General features: G+C 64.9%; 22 protein-coding genes. 10 read left to right on the top strand and 12 right to left on the bottom strand.

The genetic code is table 11. The features are described from left to right. Nucleotides 1-6: 6 nt before the first annotated feature. The 4 genes from AMB_RS09815 to AMB_RS09800 are packed head-to-tail and all read left to right on the top strand — an operon-like array spanning nt 7 to nt 4,094. A complete protein-coding gene (locus tag AMB_RS09815) occupies nt 7-927 on the top strand; it encodes a GGDEF domain-containing protein (protein WP_407636035.1) in 921 nt (306 codons plus the stop codon). A 10-nt stretch (nt 928-937) separates the two neighbouring features. Further along, nucleotides 938-1,594 (top strand): trimeric intracellular cation channel family protein, encoded by a 657-nt coding sequence (locus tag AMB_RS09810; RefSeq protein ID WP_011384347.1) that lies wholly within the window; start codon nt 938-940, stop codon nt 1,592-1,594. Nucleotides 1,595-1,626: 32 nt separating this feature from the next. Next, nucleotides 1,627-2,652: an uptake hydrogenase gene (locus AMB_RS09805; RefSeq protein ID WP_011384346.1), complete on the top strand. Its 1,026-nt coding sequence runs from the start codon at nt 1,627-1,629 to the stop codon at nt 2,650-2,652. Next, the gene (locus AMB_RS09800) at nt 2,649-4,094 is read left to right on the top strand and encodes a nickel-dependent hydrogenase large subunit (RefSeq protein ID WP_011384345.1); all 1,446 of its coding nucleotides are present in this window, start codon (nt 2,649-2,651) and stop codon (nt 4,092-4,094) included. Before AMB_RS09805 ends, AMB_RS09800 begins: the two co-directional genes overlap by 4 nt. A 67-nt stretch (nt 4,095-4,161) precedes the next feature. Here the strand turns inward: AMB_RS09800 and AMB_RS09795 are convergent, their stop codons facing one another. The 11 genes from AMB_RS09795 to AMB_RS09750 are packed head-to-tail and all read right to left on the bottom strand — an operon-like array spanning nt 4,162 to nt 10,063. Then, nucleotides 4,162-5,253 carry a site-specific integrase gene (locus tag AMB_RS09795; RefSeq protein WP_050750682.1) on the bottom strand — a complete coding sequence of 364 codons (1,092 nt, stop codon included), beginning with the start codon at nt 5,251-5,253 and terminating at the stop codon, nt 4,162-4,164. Nucleotide 5,254: 1 nt separating this feature from the next. Then, nucleotides 5,255-5,593, bottom strand: a complete 339-nt coding sequence (locus AMB_RS26990) for an excisionase (protein ID WP_083763497.1) — start codon at nt 5,591-5,593, stop codon at nt 5,255-5,257. Further along, nucleotides 5,535-5,810, bottom strand: a complete 276-nt coding sequence (locus AMB_RS09790) for a DUF6378 domain-containing protein (protein WP_011384343.1) — start codon at nt 5,808-5,810, stop codon at nt 5,535-5,537. The genes AMB_RS26990 and AMB_RS09790 overlap by 59 nt, the downstream gene beginning before the upstream one ends. Further along, complete coding sequence (locus tag AMB_RS09785; RefSeq protein ID WP_043744071.1) at nt 5,807-6,046, bottom strand: hypothetical protein; 240 nt, start codon at nt 6,044-6,046, stop codon at nt 5,807-5,809. The genes AMB_RS09790 and AMB_RS09785 overlap by 4 nt, the downstream gene beginning before the upstream one ends. 49 nt (nt 6,047-6,095) lie before the next feature. Next, a complete protein-coding gene (locus AMB_RS09780) occupies nt 6,096-6,374 on the bottom strand; it encodes a GapR family DNA-binding domain-containing protein (RefSeq protein ID WP_011384341.1) in 279 nt (92 codons plus the stop codon). 12 nt (nt 6,375-6,386) lie between these two features. Then, on the bottom strand, nt 6,387-7,043 hold the full coding sequence (locus AMB_RS09775; RefSeq protein ID WP_011384340.1) for a DUF2815 family protein: 657 nt from the start codon (nt 7,041-7,043) through the stop codon (nt 6,387-6,389). A 20-nt stretch (nt 7,044-7,063) separates the two neighbouring features. Further along, a complete protein-coding gene (locus AMB_RS09770; protein ID WP_011384339.1) occupies nt 7,064-8,257 on the bottom strand; it encodes a DUF2800 domain-containing protein in 1,194 nt (397 codons plus the stop codon). Next, on the bottom strand, nt 8,257-9,150 hold the full coding sequence (locus AMB_RS25665) for a hypothetical protein (protein ID WP_011384338.1): 894 nt from the start codon (nt 9,148-9,150) through the stop codon (nt 8,257-8,259). The genes AMB_RS09770 and AMB_RS25665 overlap by 1 nt, the downstream gene beginning before the upstream one ends. Then, nucleotides 9,147-9,464 (bottom strand): hypothetical protein, encoded by a 318-nt coding sequence (locus AMB_RS09760; RefSeq protein ID WP_011384337.1) that lies wholly within the window; start codon nt 9,462-9,464, stop codon nt 9,147-9,149. Before AMB_RS09760 ends, AMB_RS25665 begins: the two co-directional genes overlap by 4 nt. Continuing rightward, on the bottom strand, nt 9,461-9,865 hold the full coding sequence (locus AMB_RS09755) for a RusA family crossover junction endodeoxyribonuclease (RefSeq protein ID WP_011384336.1): 405 nt from the start codon (nt 9,863-9,865) through the stop codon (nt 9,461-9,463). The genes AMB_RS09760 and AMB_RS09755 overlap by 4 nt, the downstream gene beginning before the upstream one ends. Next, nucleotides 9,866-10,063 (bottom strand): helix-turn-helix domain-containing protein, encoded by a 198-nt coding sequence (locus AMB_RS09750; RefSeq protein ID WP_011384335.1) that lies wholly within the window; start codon nt 10,061-10,063, stop codon nt 9,866-9,868. A gap of 157 nt (nt 10,064-10,220) precedes the next feature. Here AMB_RS09750 and AMB_RS23385 point away from each other — a divergent pair, with 157 nt between their 5' ends. The 6 genes from AMB_RS23385 (at nt 10,221) to AMB_RS09720 (ending at nt 16,760) form a co-directional block, all read left to right on the top strand. Further along, entirely contained in the window at nt 10,221-10,946 is a 726-nt protein-coding gene (locus tag AMB_RS23385) for a LexA family transcriptional regulator (RefSeq protein ID WP_011384334.1), read from the top strand. A gap of 79 nt (nt 10,947-11,025) precedes the next feature. After that, entirely contained in the window at nt 11,026-12,576 is a 1,551-nt protein-coding gene (locus AMB_RS09740; RefSeq protein ID WP_011384333.1) for a DNA polymerase, read from the top strand. Nucleotides 12,577-12,578: 2 nt separating this feature from the next. Then, nucleotides 12,579-13,988, top strand: coding sequence for a bifunctional DNA primase/polymerase (locus tag AMB_RS09735; protein WP_011384332.1), 1,410 nt, complete (start codon nt 12,579-12,581; stop codon nt 13,986-13,988). Continuing rightward, the gene (locus AMB_RS09730; protein WP_011384331.1) at nt 13,988-14,368 is read left to right on the top strand and encodes a gene transfer agent family protein; all 381 of its coding nucleotides are present in this window, start codon (nt 13,988-13,990) and stop codon (nt 14,366-14,368) included. Before AMB_RS09735 ends, AMB_RS09730 begins: the two co-directional genes overlap by 1 nt. Continuing rightward, nucleotides 14,365-14,559 carry a phage tail assembly chaperone gene (locus AMB_RS09725; RefSeq protein ID WP_043744065.1) on the top strand — a complete coding sequence of 65 codons (195 nt, stop codon included), beginning with the start codon at nt 14,365-14,367 and terminating at the stop codon, nt 14,557-14,559. Before AMB_RS09730 ends, AMB_RS09725 begins: the two co-directional genes overlap by 4 nt. Then, nucleotides 14,559-16,760 carry a hypothetical protein gene (locus AMB_RS09720; protein ID WP_011384329.1) on the top strand — a complete coding sequence of 734 codons (2,202 nt, stop codon included), beginning with the start codon at nt 14,559-14,561 and terminating at the stop codon, nt 16,758-16,760. The genes AMB_RS09725 and AMB_RS09720 overlap by 1 nt, the downstream gene beginning before the upstream one ends. Here AMB_RS09720 and AMB_RS09715 read toward each other — a convergent pair. Continuing rightward, nucleotides 16,696-17,646 (bottom strand): phage integrase Arm DNA-binding domain-containing protein, encoded by a 951-nt coding sequence (locus AMB_RS09715; protein ID WP_011384328.1) that lies wholly within the window; start codon nt 17,644-17,646, stop codon nt 16,696-16,698. The two genes, AMB_RS09720 and AMB_RS09715, sit on opposite strands and share 65 nt — an antisense overlap. Nucleotides 17,647-17,748 lie beyond the last annotated feature (102 nt).

The following is a 17,748-nucleotide window of genomic DNA, read 5'->3' as shown; positions in this document are numbered from 1 at the left end:
AGCCGGATGGCGGCTGTGTCCAAACGTGCGCATGCGGCGCAGGCCGCCTGCAGCGACGGTGCCATGGATGTCATTCCGTTTCCCATCTACGTGGTCGATGCCGGGACGCGCGAGCTGGTGAGTCTCAATCACGCCATGCGCAGCAAGACCGGGGCAGAGCCGGGGCAGACCTGTCATAAGGCCATTTACGACCAGCCCGCCCCCTGCCATTTCTGCCAGATCGGCGCCTTGTCGGCGCTGGGCGGGCAGGCGCCATCGACCATCGTGTTCGAACACTTCAACGACCGCGACAATTGCTGGTACCAGTTGAGCGAAACCCTGATCGACTGGTTCGACGGCCGCCGCGTCAAGCATTCCGTCGCCGTGGATATCGGCGCCCTCAAGAACGCCCAGAACGAATTGTCCGAGGCCTATGCCATGTTGGCGCTGAAAAGCGTCGAATTGGAAAAGGCCTCCATCACCGATGCCCTGACCGGGCTGTTCAACCGTCGGCGCCTGGACGAATCCTTCGCCCATGAACTGGACCGCGCCCAGCGCTATGCCGAACCGGTCTCCCTGATCATCTCCGACGTGGACCACTTCAAGTCGGTCAACGACATTCACGGGCATCATGTCGGCGACGAGGTGCTGCAAGCCATGGCCGGGCTGCTGCGCCACGGCGTGCGGGCCTTGGATGTGGTCGGGCGCTGGGGCGGCGAGGAATTCCTGATCATCTGCCCGAACACCGACCTGGATGGCGCGACCGCCCTGGCGGAAAAACTGCGCGCCGCCATCGCCTCGGCGCAGTTCCCCGGCATCGGCACCTCGTCGGCCTCGTTCGGCGTGGCCCAGTACCAGGACGGGGAATCCTTCAAGGATACGGTGGCACGGGCCGACACGGCGCTGTATCGTGCCAAGGTCAACGGCCGCAACCGCATAGAATACTGAACCGCCCGCCATGCTGATCGGCCAGTTCACCTTGCCCCTCGCCTTCGATCTGGCCGCCACCTTCCTGTTCGCGCTCACCGGGGCGCTGACGGCCATGCGCAAGGGCTATGACTTCGTCGGCGTGTTCTTCCTGGCCCTGGTCACCGGAATCGGCGGCGGTCTGCTGCGCGACGGGCTGTTCCTGCAGCAGGTCCCCGCGGTGCTGGGGTCCCATTACCTGTTGGCGGTGGTCGTGGCCACGGTAATCGGCCTGGTGTTCGGCCAGAGCCTCAACCGTCTGGCCCTGGTCTTCCTGCTGGTGGATGCCCTGGGGTTGGGGCTCTATACGGTCTTTGGGGCGCAAAAGGCGCTGAACGCCGGCCTGGGCTGGATTCCCGCCTTGCTGATCGGCGTGATCAACGCGGTGGGCGGCGGCGTGCTGCGCGACCTGATGAGCCGGGAAGACCCGCTGATCTTCCGCCCCGGAGAATTCTACGCCGCCGCCTCCCTGGCCGGCGGAATGGTCTTCGCCGTCCTTGCGCTGGGCATGGGACTGGCGGCCCAGCTGGCGGCCCTGGCCGGCATTGGGGTGACGGTGCTGGTGCGGGTGGCCTCGGTCCGCTTCGGCTGGCGCACCCCGGCCGCCCGCGCCCTGATCGGCCGCGACCAGCCACCGGGAGAGGCTTGAACCTGCCTCCCTCTAGCCTCTAATGTGGCGGCATGGTCGCGCCGTCCCCTCCCCCCGACACCTATAACGTCCTGTGGCTGCAGGCGGCCAGTTGCGGCGGCTGCACCATGGCAGCCCTGGCGGCCGATGATACCGGGCTGCTGCGCTCGATGGCGCGGTTCGGCATCCGGCTGCTGTGGCATCCCTCGCTGTCCGAGGAAAGCGGCGCCGAGGCGCTCGCCGTGCTAGAGGACTGCGCCACGGGCAAGCTGCGCCTGGACTGCCTGTGCGTCGAGGGATCGGTGTTACTGGGCCCCAATGGCAGCGGGCGCTTCCAGATGCTGTCGGGCAGCGGCGCCCCCATGAAGGACTGGATCGCCCGATTGGCCCCCAAGGCCCGGCACGTGGTGGCGGTGGGAAGCTGCGCCGCCTTCGGCGGCATGCCGGCCGCCGGACACAACCCCACCGACGCGCGCGGCCTGCAGTATTCCGGCTGGGACCCGGGCGGCGCGCTGGGCAAGGCCTTCCGCGCCGGTTCGGGCCTGCCGGTGGTCAACATCGCCGGCTGCGCCCCCCATCCGGGCTGGATGATCGAGACCCTGGCGGCGCTGGCATTGGGCGATGTCTCGGCCGAGCATCTGGACGCCTTGGGCCGTCCGCGCGCCTATGCCGACCATCTGGCCCATCATGGTTGCGGGCGCAACGAGTTCTATGAGTTCAAGGCCAGCGCGGCACGGCCGTCCGATCGCGGCTGTCTAATGGAAAACCTCGGCTGTCGCGCCACCCAGGCGCCAGGCGATTGCAATATCCGCCGCTGGAACGGCTATGGCTCGTGCACCGATGGCGGCTATGCCTGCATCAACTGCACATCCCCCGCCTTCGAGACGCCGTCGGGTCCCTTCCAGGAGACCGCCAAGGTGGCCGGCATCCCCGTGGGGCTGCCGGTGGACATGCCCAAGGCATGGTTCGTCGCCCTGGCCGCCTTGTCCAAATCGGCGACGCCGCAGCGGGTGCGCACCAATGCCCATGCCGACCACGTCATCGTCCCACCCGCCCGCAAGCCCCTGAAGTCGCCATGACCCTAAGCTCCACCCGCCTGATCGTCGGCCCCTTCAACCGGGTCGAGGGCGACCTGGAAGTGACCCTGGACGTCCAGGACGGACGGGTGGCCGAAGCCCGGGTCAACGCCCCCCTCTATCGCGGCTTCGAGCAGATCCTGCTGGGACGTCCGCCCTCGGACGCCCTGGTGATCGCCCCCAGGATCTGCGGCATCTGCTCGGTATCGCAATCGGTGGCCTCGGCCCGCGCCCTGGCGGGTTTGGGTCCCGCCGCCATGCCGGAAAATGGCACCCTGGCCACCAATCTCATCCTGGCCTGCGAGAACGCTGCCGATCACCTCACCCATTTCATGCTGTTCTTCGCCCCCGATCTGGCGCGAAGCTGCTATGGCGGACGGCCGTGGTTCGCCGCGGCCAGGCGGCGTTTCGCGGCGGGCGATGGCGAATGCGCCCGAGCCCTGCTGCCGGCCCGAGCCCGCTTCCTGCATCTGATGGGCCTGCTGGCGGGCAAGTGGCCGCACTCGCTGGCGCTGCAGCCCGGCGGGGTCACCAAAGCCGTCGATCCGGGCGAGAAGATCCGCCTGCTCTCCATCCTGGCCGAGTTCCGCGAGGCGCTGGAGACCCATCTGTTCGCCGACAGCCTGGAAGCCATCGCCGCCCTCGACGGACTCCCCGCGCTCGATGCCTGGGCCGATGCCGCCCCGCCCGAGGCCGGCGATTTCCGCCTGTTCCTGCACATCGCCCGCGACCTGGACTTCACCGGATTGGGCGCCGGCCCCGGCCGCTTCATCTCGTCGGGAAGCTTCGGCCTGTTCGCCCCCGGGGTGTGGGCCCAAGGCGCGTCGACGCCCTTCGACCCGGCCCAGGTCAGCGAGGATCATGCCCACTCGTGGATGGAGGGCGCAATCCTCGCGCCGGCCGTCGGCAAAACCATTCCCGCCCCCGATAAGCCCGAAGGCTATAGCTGGTGCAAAGCGCCCCGCCTGGACGGACAGGTGGCCGAGGTGGGAGCCTTGGCCCGTCAGGTGGTAGACGGCCACCCCCTGGCCCGCGCCCTCAACGCCGCCCGCCCCGGCGGCTCGGTGCACGACCGGGTGGTGGCCCGGCTGCTGGAACTGGCCCGGCTGATCCCGGCCATGGAAAGCTGGATCCGCGCCATCCGCCCGGCCGAGCCGTTTTGCGCCCCCCCCTCCCCCCTCGGCGAAGGCGCCGCCGTCGGCCTGGTGGAGGCCGCCCGCGGGACCCTGGGACATTGGCTTGGCCTGCACAACGGCCGCATCGCCCAATACCAGATTGTCGCCCCGACCACCTGGAACTTTTCCCCTCGCGATGCCCAAGGCAATCCAGGAGCCCTCGAAATCGCGCTAGCCGGAGCCCCCGTCCTGCCCGGCGAAACCACCCCAGTCGCCGTCCAGCACGTCGTCCGCTCCTTTGACCCCTGCATGGTCTGCACGGTGCATTGAAATTTTATCGTTTAATATCAATGTGTTGCCGAACCGCGTCCCGAATGCGTCCCGAAATCGTCCCTAATCAGCCCGGAACACGCACCCAATCGTCGCCCCGTTTGTCCCGATAAAGCGCCGCCATCTCGGCCGATTTATGGCCGAGAAGCGCCTTGGCGAAAGCCTCGCCACGCTCGTCGGTCCATAGCCTGGCGGCCAACGATCGGATTTCGTGAAAGGTCGGCGGTGTCTTCCCGGTGCTGCCCGTGATGCCTGCTTTGTCGCGGGCCTCGGCAAACTCTAGGGAAATGGTTTGAGCCCTGATCGGGTCGCCAGGTCGGGCCTTCCCCACGATCGCGTTGTGGTGCAGAAAGTGCTTCGACAAGACGGCGTCGCGGCAGTTTGCAACCACCTCTGACAGCGACCAATTGACCACTTGCAGCCGAATGCCGACCGGGATGGAAACGCGGGCGCCGCCCTTGGACTGGACGACCCATAAATAGCCGTCGCTGATGTCCTTCGGCCCCATATTCCGCAGATCGTCTCGGCGCTGGCCCGTGATCAACGCGAGCTCCATGGCCCTGGCAACGCGGGGCGCCATGTTAGCCGCGGCATAAGCGTGGATGGCGCGGAAATCCTCGAGGGTCAGTCGTGACCGCTCGACCTCGACCGTCACGGCCTTGGTGACCGCCACGGGGTTCGTTTCGCGCCAGCCGATGGCAACAGCGTGGTTAAACACATCCAGCATGAAAGACCGCATAGACTGCGCCATGCGCTCTTTGCCCGCGTCTTCATACTCTCGGAGCATATCGGCGGCGTCTTTGGTCGTGATCTGGGCGACCTTCGTGGCCCCCCATCGGGTTTCGATGGTGGCGAGGCGCTGTCGCATCGACATGGCCGTCGCCTTCACGATCTTTGCTCGCTCGAGCCGCTTGTCGATCTCTTGGCGGTACAGCGCCGCCAGATCGGCGAATGTGGTGTCTGTCGTGCCGTTGAGGCGGTCGACGAGGCGCGGCTTATCGCAAAGCGCCATAATCTGCAAGTTGGCCTCGACGGCCTGGGCGAACGCCGCCCGCTTATCCCGGCCGAGGCCATATTCGCGGCCATCCGTCGGGTTCACCCACGAATAATATCCGTCCCGCCGGCAGCGCAGATTTGCGGGCCAGTCGCGGCGGGACATATTACGGCGCTTTCCGGGCATTGATGCGCTCGATCAACGATGGGGTGGGGCGTCCGCAAGGACTATACACCGCATCGTGGCGCACAAAATAGGTCCGACCGTGCTTCTCGGCCGGTGGGTATATTTTGCCATCTCGGACCCAGGTGTAGAGCGTATTTGCGTGCGGCTTGGCGTCGCCATACTCCTGCTCGGCCCATGCGGCTATTGGTGGCCGGGACGCGAATATTGACGATGTCGAGGGCGTGGCGACGCCAACGGTCAATGATATGCTGAGGCATGGTTCAGACCTCCTCGTCGGGGGCGGCCAGGGCGCCGCCGATGGCGCCGTAGCCGAGGACATCGCGGCGGCTGTCGGCATGCAACGGGTCGAAGCTCAACCGATTGATCTTGAGCAGCATCAACAGATCGGCGGCCTGGGGCGGGCTGATCTTGGTGCCGAGATAGGCCGACCACAGGGCCGCCAGGCGGTCGAAGCTGTCGCGGAAATCGCCATACTCGAGATGCCGAGCGGTAATGACGAGTTGGGCGTCGCGGAGCAGATCGAGAGGCGAGCTCATATCACGGCCTCCAACAGCGTTTCGGCCAGGGCGCGGAGGGGCGCCGAATAGGAGTCGGGGTCGTTGGTGATGCCGTCGAGGTCACGCTCACAAGAGCGGATGGCGTCGAGCAGCTTTTCGCCCTCGGCGATCTCGTCGGCCATGTCTTCGATGCGGCGCAGCAAGGCGGCCACGTCGTCGTTGCCGCGGTTGCGCAATTCGATGTCGAGGATGTCGTTTTCGGTCAATTCGGGCATAGCGGTCACCGTGGGTTGAGGGGGCCGGCCGAAACCGGCCCCGTCGGGTCTAAGACAGCAATTCACGGAGCAAGGCGGCCTCGTACGTCTCGACCTCGGCCCGAAAGCTTTCGTCGAGACGCTGGCGGCGCAGAGCTTCGCGCAGCACCGCCTTGTCGAAGCCTTCCGACGCGGCCTCGCTGAACACGTCCTTGATCGCGTCCTTGATCGGTTTGACGTGTTCCTCGAGGGCGGCCTTGGCCTCCTCGTCGAGACGGTTGATCCGCTCGGCGAAGGACCGGAGGATTTCGGCGGCATTTCCGCCCAGAGCGGTGGCGTCGTCGGTCATGGCGGCGCCCCCTTACGACAACAGGTCGGCGAGGTCGTCACCGCCAGCATCGGCCAGGGCACCAAACTGGTCCTCGGCCGCCGGGGCACCACCGCCGCCCAGGCGCTCGTCCTGTTTGACCAACTGGAGATTTTCCAGCTTGAGCGAGACGCCGAAACCGTCGTCGCGGTCATAGGCCATGGCCGAGAACGTGGCCAGGAACCAGCACCCGGAATAGACCTCGTTTTCGGCGACGATCTCGTGCAGGCCGTTGGCCTTATCGACCAGGGTCGTGCCCTGCTCGTCGATGATGGCCCGCACCTTGCGGTCGACGAGGCCCGGCTTGCGGGACTTGGTCGACAGCTTGAAAGTGGTCTGCCCCGCCTCGAAACCGGCGTAGAGCTTGCCCTCCTTGTCGACCTGGGTCGCGCCGTCCTTGAGCGGCGACTTGAACTTGGGATGCTTGAGCTTGTCGCCGGCGGTGCTGCCCCACATCTTGGTGGCGGCCTCGACGATGGCGGCCTTGACGCCCGTCAGATCGGAGCCAGCCGGGGCGATGGCGGTCAGGCCCCAGGTCTTTTCGGTGACGCCCTTGTCGTTGGTGCGGACCTCGGGCTCGACGCCGCGAAAGAAGGCGGCGCGAACGAGGGGCGTCTTGGCGGTGGCGGAATAGGTGTACTTGTCAGCCATGATGGCGGTTTCCTTTTGGGCTATTCGAGCGAAGTGAAGTCGGCGGCAGCGCCGCCAGCGACGGCCTGGCGCTTATCGCCAGCCGGGGCCAAGGTCGTTCCCGAGCTTTCGGCGACGACCAAGTGCTTGATCGCGTCCTTTTGCTTGCCGAGAAGCTTCTCAGCAGCGGCGGGCGAGATGATCTTGCGGGCGTATATGTCGAGGATGGGCAACCCGGCCGTGAGCAGGGCGTCGGACGCCAGGTCATCGTCGGCCCATTTGCGCTGGGCACGCTTCGGAACGAGCTTCCATCCGGGGATTTCGACGCCCTGCTCGAGCGAGGCATGGGCGTGCTCGCGCACACTCTTGAGCCAACCCTCGATGATCTCGGCGGCGTTAAGCACCTGGCCGATCCGGGCCGGGGTCATGGACGAGGGCGCCGGGGGCACGGTGATCGTGGTGTCAGTGAATTGGGCCTCGGCCGTGGTCAGGGCCATGCGTTCCATTTCGGGGCACACCGGCTTGGCCTTGCAGAACCGGCAATGGTCGCCCGCCACCAATGGGGCGTCGGGCTCGAGCGTGCGATTGATCACGTCGAACAGATCGACCGACCATTCAAAGAGCTCGAATGCCGAAATAACCTCGAAGCGGATGGGGCCGTCTTCGTGGTAGGCCCGCGGCTGCACAATGGCGATCTGCACTTCGGAGACGACGTGGCCGAGCTTATCGAGCTCGACGCAGGCGCCGAGGGCATATCCGCGGAGCTGGCCGTTGCCGTGGACTTCGACCGCGACGCCCTGGCCGTGCTTGTAATCGGTGACCAACAGGGCCTTGGTGCTCGGACGATAGCGAGCAAAATCCAACCGGCTGCGCAGCGGCACCGGCGGGTTGAGGGGTGCCAGGTCGACGGGCAGTTCGACGAAAACGATGTCGCCGTCTTCGATCTGCGAGCGACAGAAATCGAGGTAAACCTGTACGGCCGCGGCCATGTCCTCGTCGACGATTGACCCGCCGACCTTGCGGTCAATGAGCTCGATCGCGTCGATACCCTGGCGCAAGCCGATCTCGCCGCATTCGTGCGCGTCGGTGCCCTCCTCCGCATACGGGCTGGGCTTTTCCGGCGGGGCCTTGCGGCACTCGCGGATTGACCCAGGGCACGCGGCATAGCGGCTATACGACGAGAAACCGTGCTCGACGTGTCCCGACTTGTCGATCGGAACCAAGGGGGCGTTCATTACGCCACCTCGGCCATGACGGCGGCGTACTGGTCGGGCTTGATGTCCGACAGACGCGAGGCGTTAAACTTGGTCAGCAGCGCCTTGACGGCCAGCGGCCCCTTGACCTTGGCGAACGCCTGCAACGCGGCGACCACCGCCGGGCCGTCAATGGCGGCGGGGGCTTCGGCCACCGGCTCGGGCTGGGCCTCGACGGGCGCCTCGGCCGCGATGTCCTTATCGGGCAGCGGGGCAAAGTCGGCGTCGACGGTCGGCTCGGGGGCGGGCTCGGCCGCCTTGCGGGCGCGGGTCTTCTTGGCCGGTTCCGGCTGCACATCGGGGGCGAGCGGAACACTCGCGGTGGCCTCGGGGGCGTGGGTGGCAGCAAAGCCGCCCAGGATACCCGGCAGCATGGCGCGGGCGGCCTCGATGTCGGCCGGGCTGGAAATGTTCAACGTGATCGAAATCATCGGTTTTGTCCTTTCGGTCTTGGTGGTCGGTGCGGGTGTGGCGGGCATTGCCCGGTTGAAAACTTGGGCGATGGACTGGAACGGGCCGTCGGGCTCGTCGGGCATCGGGTCGTTGAGGGGGTCGCCGCCTTCGGCGCGGATGCGCTCGGCCAGGCGACGGCTGATCTCGACCTTGGCGTTGGTGCGAAAGGCGTTGGGCACGGCAGGATGGAATAGCCAATCCTGGCGGGCGACGTAGGGCGCCCATTCCTCGGTCGGCAGTTCCTCGAGATCGGCCAGCGAGCCAAGCAGGCAACGGCCGAGCGGATTGGTGGCCAGGGCGGCCAGTTCCTCTTGATGGGCTTGGCGGGCCATGGCGGCGAGGCGTTCGTCGCGCTTGCGGCGCTTGGCGGCCAGCTCGGCCATGCGCTTTTCGTGCGCCTGTTTGTTGCCGGGCGTGGTCATTCCGCCACCTCGACCCAAACGGGCTCGTATTCGTCGACGGGCACGGGCTTGTCGTCGTTGAGACGGACGCCGAGGCGGCTGGCATGGAACGGACGGATAGCGACCGACAAGGGCAGCCCCTTTGCACCGTTCAACGCCTTCATGTGCCGCACCGCAGTCGACGGGGCGAGGCCGGTGGCGCGGGCGATCTCCATGCCTGTCGGGCACTCGCCGTATTCCTCCATCCACGCCTTGAGGGCGGCGAAGACACGCAGCCGGTTGGTTCGATCGAGGATCGTCAACCGCTTGACCAGATGGGCGGCGCGGTCGGTCATGACGGCACCACGGTCAAGGTGGTCTGGGCGAAGACGCCGTAACGCTTCGACGCGATGATGTGGGTGATCTGGGCGTCGTCGGCGAAGACGATGCCGTTGACGGCGTCGAGTACCAGCTTGACCACGTTGTCGAGGTCGGGCTTTTTCGTGGGCTGCTCGGTCCCGTCGAGAGCGGCGGCGCGGCGCTTTTTTGACCACGACGTGGCTACGGGCAACACCGCCTCAATCGTCACCAGCACCGGCCCGGTGAGCGGGTCGCAACCGCCCATGGCGTCCATGGCCAGCGAGGCGATCACGCCCTCTTTGCTCCGGGTCTTGGCGGGCGTGACGGCCCGGCCGTTCCAGATGCGCGGGCGGCCCTTGCCGGTGACTTCGCCGGGGATGGTGACGACGACGACCATTTAGGCGGCCTCGCCGTGGAAAAAGTCGGCCGGGGTAACGGCGCCCTCGGTGGCGGCGACGATCTTGGCCATCTGGGCAGGGCGCGGGATGGCGCGGCCATGCTTCCATTTGCTGACGGCGGGCTGGGTGACGCCGACCAGGGCCGCGAGCGCCTCTTCGGTCATCCCCGCCAGTTCCATGAACCTTGCCAACGTCATAGCGTGCGCCTCTGTGTTTTATAACGACAGAGGTTCGTATAACGCCGACCGTTATAGAACGCAAGCCCATATCCGCATGGGCTATTCAAATTCTTAATAACTATGTGTTATAGATGTTTAGTTTCAGCGCCTTGGCGCATCTACGAGGTAGACCGACATGCCGCCCAAAACGCCCACGCTCGCCGACATTCGCAGAACGACCGACTTCCGGCAGCAAGATGTCGCGGAGGAGCTACGCACCAGCCAGCCGCACTACGCCATGGTCGAAAGGGGGCTGCGCTCGGCGCCGGAAGACTGGACACCGATCTTGGCTAAAATGTGGGATGTCACCGAGGACGAGATAGAGCTCGCCCTCATCGAGACATACCGGCAGGGCGCCCCGCGCAGAAAAGAAGAAACGGCCAAACGTCGAGACAGGCCAGTAGACCCCGCCATAGCGGGCAACCCATTGCAGTTTATACACAAACTGATGCACCAGCCCACCACTCCGTCGCCCCAGATACCCATACGGGCCGTCGGGCGTGCAGGCCCAGCGCAAGAGGCGTTCATCGGCGACGGCCCTGTGGACTGGACAGAGCGGCCAGCGTTTTTGCGGGGAGTCGACGCATACGGCGTGTATGTCGCCGGCACGAGCATGGTGCCGCGGTATCGCCCCGGCCAGCTTGTATTCGTCGACCCACACCGCCCCCCGGTTAACGGCCAGGGTGTGGTCGTCGTGCGCTATGATAACGCCGTGCTTATCAAGGAATTTGTCGGCTATGGGCTCGACCACGACGAGGACGTGGTCATTCTGCGCGAGTACGCCCCTGTTGATCGGGAATTTGCGGTATTCGGATCGGAAATAACGGCAATCCACGTCATCGTCGGAACCAAGGACGCTTAATATAACTAAACGACCTTGCGTTTTATAACGCACTTGGCTACGGTTGGGGCTCCGAATATGTTTTGGAGCCCCAGCAGCCATGCACCTTTCAATCACTCCCGTCGAAAATGAGCCCCGTATCCACGACCTCGCTCTGGCCGAGGCGCTGGAATACGCCCGCCCGGTCACGATCCGTGACCTGATCAAACGCCACCTAACCAGCCTGGAAGCGTTGGGCACTGTCCGCACCATGCGGACAGTGAACCGGGGGCAGGAAGCCACCGAGTACTATCTCAACAAAGCCCAGGCCATTTTCATCACCACCCAGGCCGGGACCGCCAAGGCCGTTGACGTCACCGTCGAAGTGGTCAAGCGGTTCGACGAGTACGAGAGCGGCAAGCGCCTCCCCGCTGCCCACACCAAGGCCGCCGTGCGCCAAATGCTGGCCGGTGACATCGAGGGCGCCGCCCGCCAGGCCGTCGAAATCCGAGCCGAGGCGGCCAAGGCCAGCACCGCCAAACTGACCGCGATGGTCAAGTGCGCCTGTGATGACGGCCGAGCCCGCGGTTTACATCTTGTTTATGGCGCGGGCACCGGGCGTTGGGCCGGGCGGTTAATACAATTGCAGAATCTGCCAAGGGGCTCGGTCAAGAAAGCCGACCTCGCCATCCCGTTGATCATCGACGGCGACATCGACCTCGTTTCGATGCTGTTCGGGCCGCCCTTGGATGTCATCTCGTCCAATCTGCGCGGGTGCCTGATCCCGGCCGAGGGCTGCGACTTCATCCAAAGCGATTTCAGCAACATCGAGGGGCGCATCACCGCTTGGCTGGCGAACGAGGAATGGAAAATCCAAGCCTTCCGCGACTTCGATGCCGGCACCGGCCGCGATCTGTACCTGATCGGAGCCGAGAAGATTTTGACCCTGCTCAAAGTGCCCTATGCACACCCTTTAAACGAGAATAGTCAAGAGCGTACACCCTATGGTAAGGTTCCCGAGCTCGCCCTCGGATTCGGGGGCGGTGTAGGGGCGTTCCAGTCCATGGCCGCCATCTACGGCATGAAGGTCACCGACGAGGAGGCCGACCAGATCAAGGTCGCCTGGCGCGAGGCGCACCCTCGGGTCGTCGCCCTCTGGCGCAACATGGAAGACGCCGCCTTTAACGCCATCTCCAACCCTGGCCGGGTGGTCAGCACCGCGGGCGGGCGGATTAAGTACGTCGTCAAGGGCGGGTTCCTGTGGATGGTGCTCCCGTCGGGCCGCCCGCTGGCATACGCCCACCCGCGCATCGAGAAGCGGCGCCCGGCCTGGAACATTGGCCAGGACGAGATCAAGCTCAAAGACACCATCACGTTCATGTCGGTGAACAGCATCACCCGGAAATGGGAACGATGCACGACATACGGCGGCTCGCTCGCGGAAAATGCAATCCAGGCGATTGCCCGCGATCTGTTGGCAAACGCCCTGCTCAAGCTGGAAGCGGCCGGCTATCCGGTCGTCATCCATGTTCACGACGAGGCGCTGGCCGAGATCCGCAAGGGCGTCGGCAGCGTCGACGAGTTCAAATCAATCATGTGCGACACGCCCGCTTGGGCCGCCGGGCTCCCGGTGGCTGCGGCTGGCTGGCGCGGTTCGAGGTATCGGAAATGACCATGACCGACACGATCAACATGCTCGACCACGCCCTGGCGCTCGCCGCCAAGGGGTTCAAGGTCTTCCCGCTCCAACCCAATGGCAAGCTTCCGATCTGGGAGGGCTGGCCCGACCGGGCGACCACCGACGCCGCCACGATACGCGGCTGGTGGTCCGACCCGCTGACCGGCGGTTCCAAGCCGTACAATGTGGGCGTTTGCACCAGCGGATTGTTGGTGACCGACCCCGACGCCAAGGGCGGCAAGCCCGGCCTGGTGAATTGGGAGATCAACGACGCCATTTTCGGGACGCCCGACCATCCCGTCACCATTACGCCTACCGGCGGCCAGCATCATTTTTTCAAGCTGCCAGCGGGCATCAACCCGGAGACGGTCGGCAATATCGCAGACAGCGCCAAGCGCGAAAGCCCGCTGGGCAAGGGCATCGACGCCCGATCGTGGCATGGCTTCGTCGTCGGCGCCGGCAGCGTGATCGACGGTGTGCCCTATCGTTGGCAGGCCGAGGCGGCCAGCGTCGCCGATTTGCCGGATGCGCCCGACTGGATCATCGACAAGTGCAAGCGCCAGGTCGTCGAGCGCCCCGACACCGCCGAGACGCCCGAGGGTTTGACGCTGGACACGCCGGCGGCGCTGCACCGGGCAACGTGGTATCTCCAGCATGAGGCGCCCGAGGCCGTCGAGGGCGATGGCGGCGACAGCACCGCTTTCAGCGTGGCGTGTCATGTTCGTGATTATGGCGTCAGCCGCGAAATGGCCCTCGAGCTCTTGCTCGACCATTGGAACGATCGGTGCTGCCCGCCCTGGTCGCCGGAAGACCTCGAGCTCAAGGTCGGCAATGCATACAAGTACGCCCGCGAGCAGATCGGTTGCGCCTCGGCCGAAACGCAATTCGAGCCGCTGCCCGACCAGGCCGAGGCGATAGACGTGCCTATCGAGCGGGCGGGCAGCACGGCAAAGAAACGGAAGTTTCTTCGGCTCAAGGACATGCGCGAAATCCCAACCCAGTCGTGGGTGGTAAAGCGGGTGTTGTTGGCCACGGGGTTGATGGGCCTTTGCGGCGCCTCGTCCAGCGGCAAGTCGTTCGCGGCGCTGGATTGGGGGCTTTGCATCGCCTACGGCATCCCGTGGCACGGCATCAAGGTCACCCAACGCGACGTGATCTATGTGGCGGCCGAGGGCGCGGTCGGGCTGACCAAGCGCATCATGGCCTGGCGCAAGGCGCACTTCCTCGACGGCCCCGAGCACGACGACGCCCCGTTCTTCGTACTGCCTACCGCGGTCAATCTGCTCGACAGCGACCCCAATATCCAAGGGCTGATTTCCGAGATCAAGGAACACTGCCCCGACCCTGGTTTGATCGTGATCGACATCGACCTGATGCCCGCCGGTGCTCTGACGGCGCTGCCCTGATGATCGTCGCAAACGCCGCCCGCGGCGAGGTGGTCGTTGCCCTGGCGGGCACCGATCACCTTTTGCGCCCCACCCACGACGCAATCTCGATGATCGAGGCGCTGACCGGCCTCGGCCTGGTCGGCGTCGCTCGTCGCCTGCTCGACCCCAACGGCGCCGCCTTGCGCGATGTCTCGTTTGTGATTGCGGCGGGCCTGACGGGGGCAGGCAGCACCCTCAAATTTGACGACGTGCCCCGCCTGGTCTTTGAGACGGGCATCCTAAAGGTTTTGCCGGCTGCACAGGCGTTTGTCCTGGCGGCGCTCAACGGCGGCCAGGAGGCCAAGCCGTCGGGGGAAGCCGGGCCGGCGGACGGGAAGAGTTCCCCCTCCGTCGGATGATGGGCATTGCCTGCGGGGTTCTTCACTGGACCCCGCCGGTTTTCTGGGCAGCAACGCCCCATGAATTATTCGCCGCGATCGAAGGCTATCAGGCCGCCAACCGGCCGGCTGACGAGGCCGACGACGAGGAAATCGCCAGCGCCACCCAGGCGCTTTATCAGGCGCTGAAAGCGAAAGAGGAGGGCGTTTAATGGCCGAGGTCGACGCCCTTCTCGTCCGCATCGAGGCGAACACCGCCCTGTTGCGGTCGGAGCTCGACAAAGCCGACCGCGCCATGATGTCGTCCGCTGGCACGGCGGAGACGACGGCCAAGCGCATCGACGCGGCCATATCCCGCACCCTGGACGCGCAACGCGCCTCCATGCAACGCCTGCTCGACCAGGCCGACCCGACCGCCGCAGCAATGCGCAAGATGTCGGAGACGCAAATCGAGGTTAACAAGGCGCTGGATTTCGGGATCATATCCCAGGCCGAGCACACCAAGCTCATGGCCTCGCTTGGCGGCCAGGCTGGCAAGACCGGCGGGCAGTTGGGCGCCATGCGCGGCATGGCCCAGCAAGCCGGGTATCAATTCACCGACATGGCCACGCAGATCGGCATGGGGCAAAACGCCTTCATGGCCATCGGCGTGCAGATGGGCCAGTTGCTCGGCATGTTCGGCGCCTGGGGCGCTGCGGCGGGTTTTGCTGCGGTCGCCGCCGGAACGCTGGCGGCCAAGTTCTTCGACGATGCCAAGGCCGCTGACGAGGCCGCCAAGGCGGCGCAGACCTATGCTGAGGCGATCGCCCGCGTCAACGAGTTGACGAAAACCGCCACCGATCTGACCAAGCTCAAGACGGCGGCCGACCGCGAGAACGCCCTTGAGACAATCCGCAAGCTGCACCTCGAGGAGACGGCGGCGTTTGCGACCCTCTCCCAGAAGGTGGCAAAGATCAAGGCCGACCGGGCTGATCTCGGGCCAAATATCGACTGGTCCCGCGAATACCACCAGGCCGACACCGCGCTACAGGAATCGTTTAACCGGCTCCAAGAGCTCGGACGCCAGCGGCAAGACCTCCTCAAGCCCCCGGCGGGCAGCGGTCTTTACAACAAGATCAACGCCGAGGCCATCAAGGACGCCGAGGAATACCTCAAGGATTTTGAGGACGCCTCGAAAAAGTCGCAGAGTGTGGCGGAAAAGCTCTCGGACGCCATCGCCAAACAAGCCCAGCAACTGCAATTCCAGGCCGACCAGTTCGGTCGCTCGGCCCGCGAACAGGCGATCTATACGGCGCTACAGACGAACGGCCTGTCGATCACCAGCAAAGAGGGCGAGGAGATCGCCCGCCTGGCCGGTGCCGTCTATGACCTGACCGCCGCCAAGAAGGCCGCGGACGAGGTGCAAAACCGGCTCAACGAGCGCGAGGCGGAATCGTGGGACGACGCCATCAAGCTGACCGACGCCCGCAAGAAGTTGATCGAGGCCACGGCCGACGAGGTCGACAAAGCCCGGCAGCTTTATGCAGCGATGCAGGACGGCGAAGACGCCTACAACCGCCAAAAGATCGTGATCGAGAAGGTGAACGAGGCCAAAAAGGCCGGTATCAACCTTTCCCCGGAAGAGGTGGCGGCCATCAAGGCCAACGCCAACGCCCTGGTCGATGTGCAGAACCAGACGGCACAATATAAGAACACGGTCAACGAGCTCGGCCAGTTCGGTGACCAGGCGTTCAGCCGCATCGGTTCGGCCATGACCCAGATGGCCATGGAAGGCAACGACGCCTTTTCCAGCCTGCGGAACATCGGCAAGGCGGTCATTTCCGAGCTTACCCAAGAGCTCATGAAACTGGCCGCCATCAATCCACTGAAAAACGCGCTTCTCGGCCAGAATAACGCGACAATCGGGTCGATGGGCGGGCTGTTCGGAGGTGTTCTCGACTGGCTCGGCGGTGGCGGTGGCCAGGGTTACAACGGCGCCAGCAACACGGCCGCCCTGTCGTCCGGTACGGATGCGGGCTTCTGGTCAAATTTCGCCGGTGCCTTCGCTGGCGGCACGCCCAACGCTCCCTCGGGCTGGGCCCTCGTCGGCGAGAACGGCCCCGAAATTGTGCGTTTCAAGGGCGGCGAGCAAGTTTTCCCGACTGACGTTTCGGCCAAGATGGCGTCGGGCCAATTCCCGTCGATCTCGGCGCCGTCGGTGCCCAACGTCACCGCGTCGAATAGCAATTCGGCCAATGGCGGCGTTTACCAGCACTTCGTTATCGACGCCCGAGGCGCAGATCGGGAAGGTATGGCCCGCCTCGAGCAGCGTATCGCCACCATGAACGCGACCATTGAGCGCCGCGCCATCAACGCCGTGACCGACGCGGCCCAGCGTGGCGGTTCCGTCGCCCGTGCATTCCGGGGCAGATAATGACGATCTCATACCCCCTCGCCCTTCCGACCGTAACCGGGTTCAAGACGCACGGGTGGGCGGAGTGATGCACGAAGGTGGGAGCCAAGATCTTGTCGTGGCACCGCTGGATCACATCCCCCACCGACCAGTTGACCGCCTGGAGCCGCAGATCGGCCGGAATGGACACCCTGGCGCCGGTCTTTTCCTGGGTGATCCAGAGCCGTCCCTCACGCATATCCTTGCGCCCCATCAGGGCAACATCCTCGCGTCTCTGGGCCGTGACCAGGGCCAACTCCATGCTGCGTCCCACCCAAGGGGATTGATCGCGCAAGGCAACCGCGTGAATGGCGACGAACATGTCGAGCGTCAGGCGGGCGCGCGCAACGGCCACCCTCGGCGCCCTGGTCACCGCCACCGGATTTTGTTTTGCCCAACCGGCGGCGACAGCTTCACGGAACATGTCCAGCATCAGGGAGCGCATGGCCTGGGCCATCCGCTTTTTCCCGTCGTCGGTCCACGGCCGAAGAAAATCCGCAATGTGCTTGGTGGTCACCTTGTCAACCTGATGGCTGCCAAGCGTCTCCTTGATTTTACCGATCCGCCTGCTGAACTCACGGCGGGTCTCGTCAGCCAGAGTTCGGTCTTCGAGAATCTTGGCGTAGCGCCCACACCAAGCGGCCACCGACTGATCATCGCCGCCCAGAACCCGGTCGATCAGGCGCGACTTGGTCAGCATCCCGGCAATATGCAAATTAGCTTCGATGGCTTGAAGGCTGGCACTAGCCTTATCGCGGCCAAGGCCATGCTTCTTACCGTCGATGGGATTCCGCCAGATGAAATAGCCGCGTGTCTCATAGAGATTTTCCGGCCATCCCCTGCGCTTAATGCTCCGCCGCCGTGCCACCCAGCACACCCCCTAGAACTGGAGACAACAAAATATCAATCACAAAATAAATACATAATGCAAAAAGTCATCACCGCAAATAATACGTAGCACAAAAAATAT

It is taken from the genome of Paramagnetospirillum magneticum AMB-1 (assembly GCF_000009985.1).
Classification (GTDB): domain Bacteria; phylum Pseudomonadota; class Alphaproteobacteria; order Rhodospirillales; family Magnetospirillaceae; genus Phaeospirillum; species Phaeospirillum magneticum.
The sequence above is the reverse complement of the archived record's forward strand: the minus strand, read 5'-3'. Positions and strand labels throughout refer to the sequence as shown.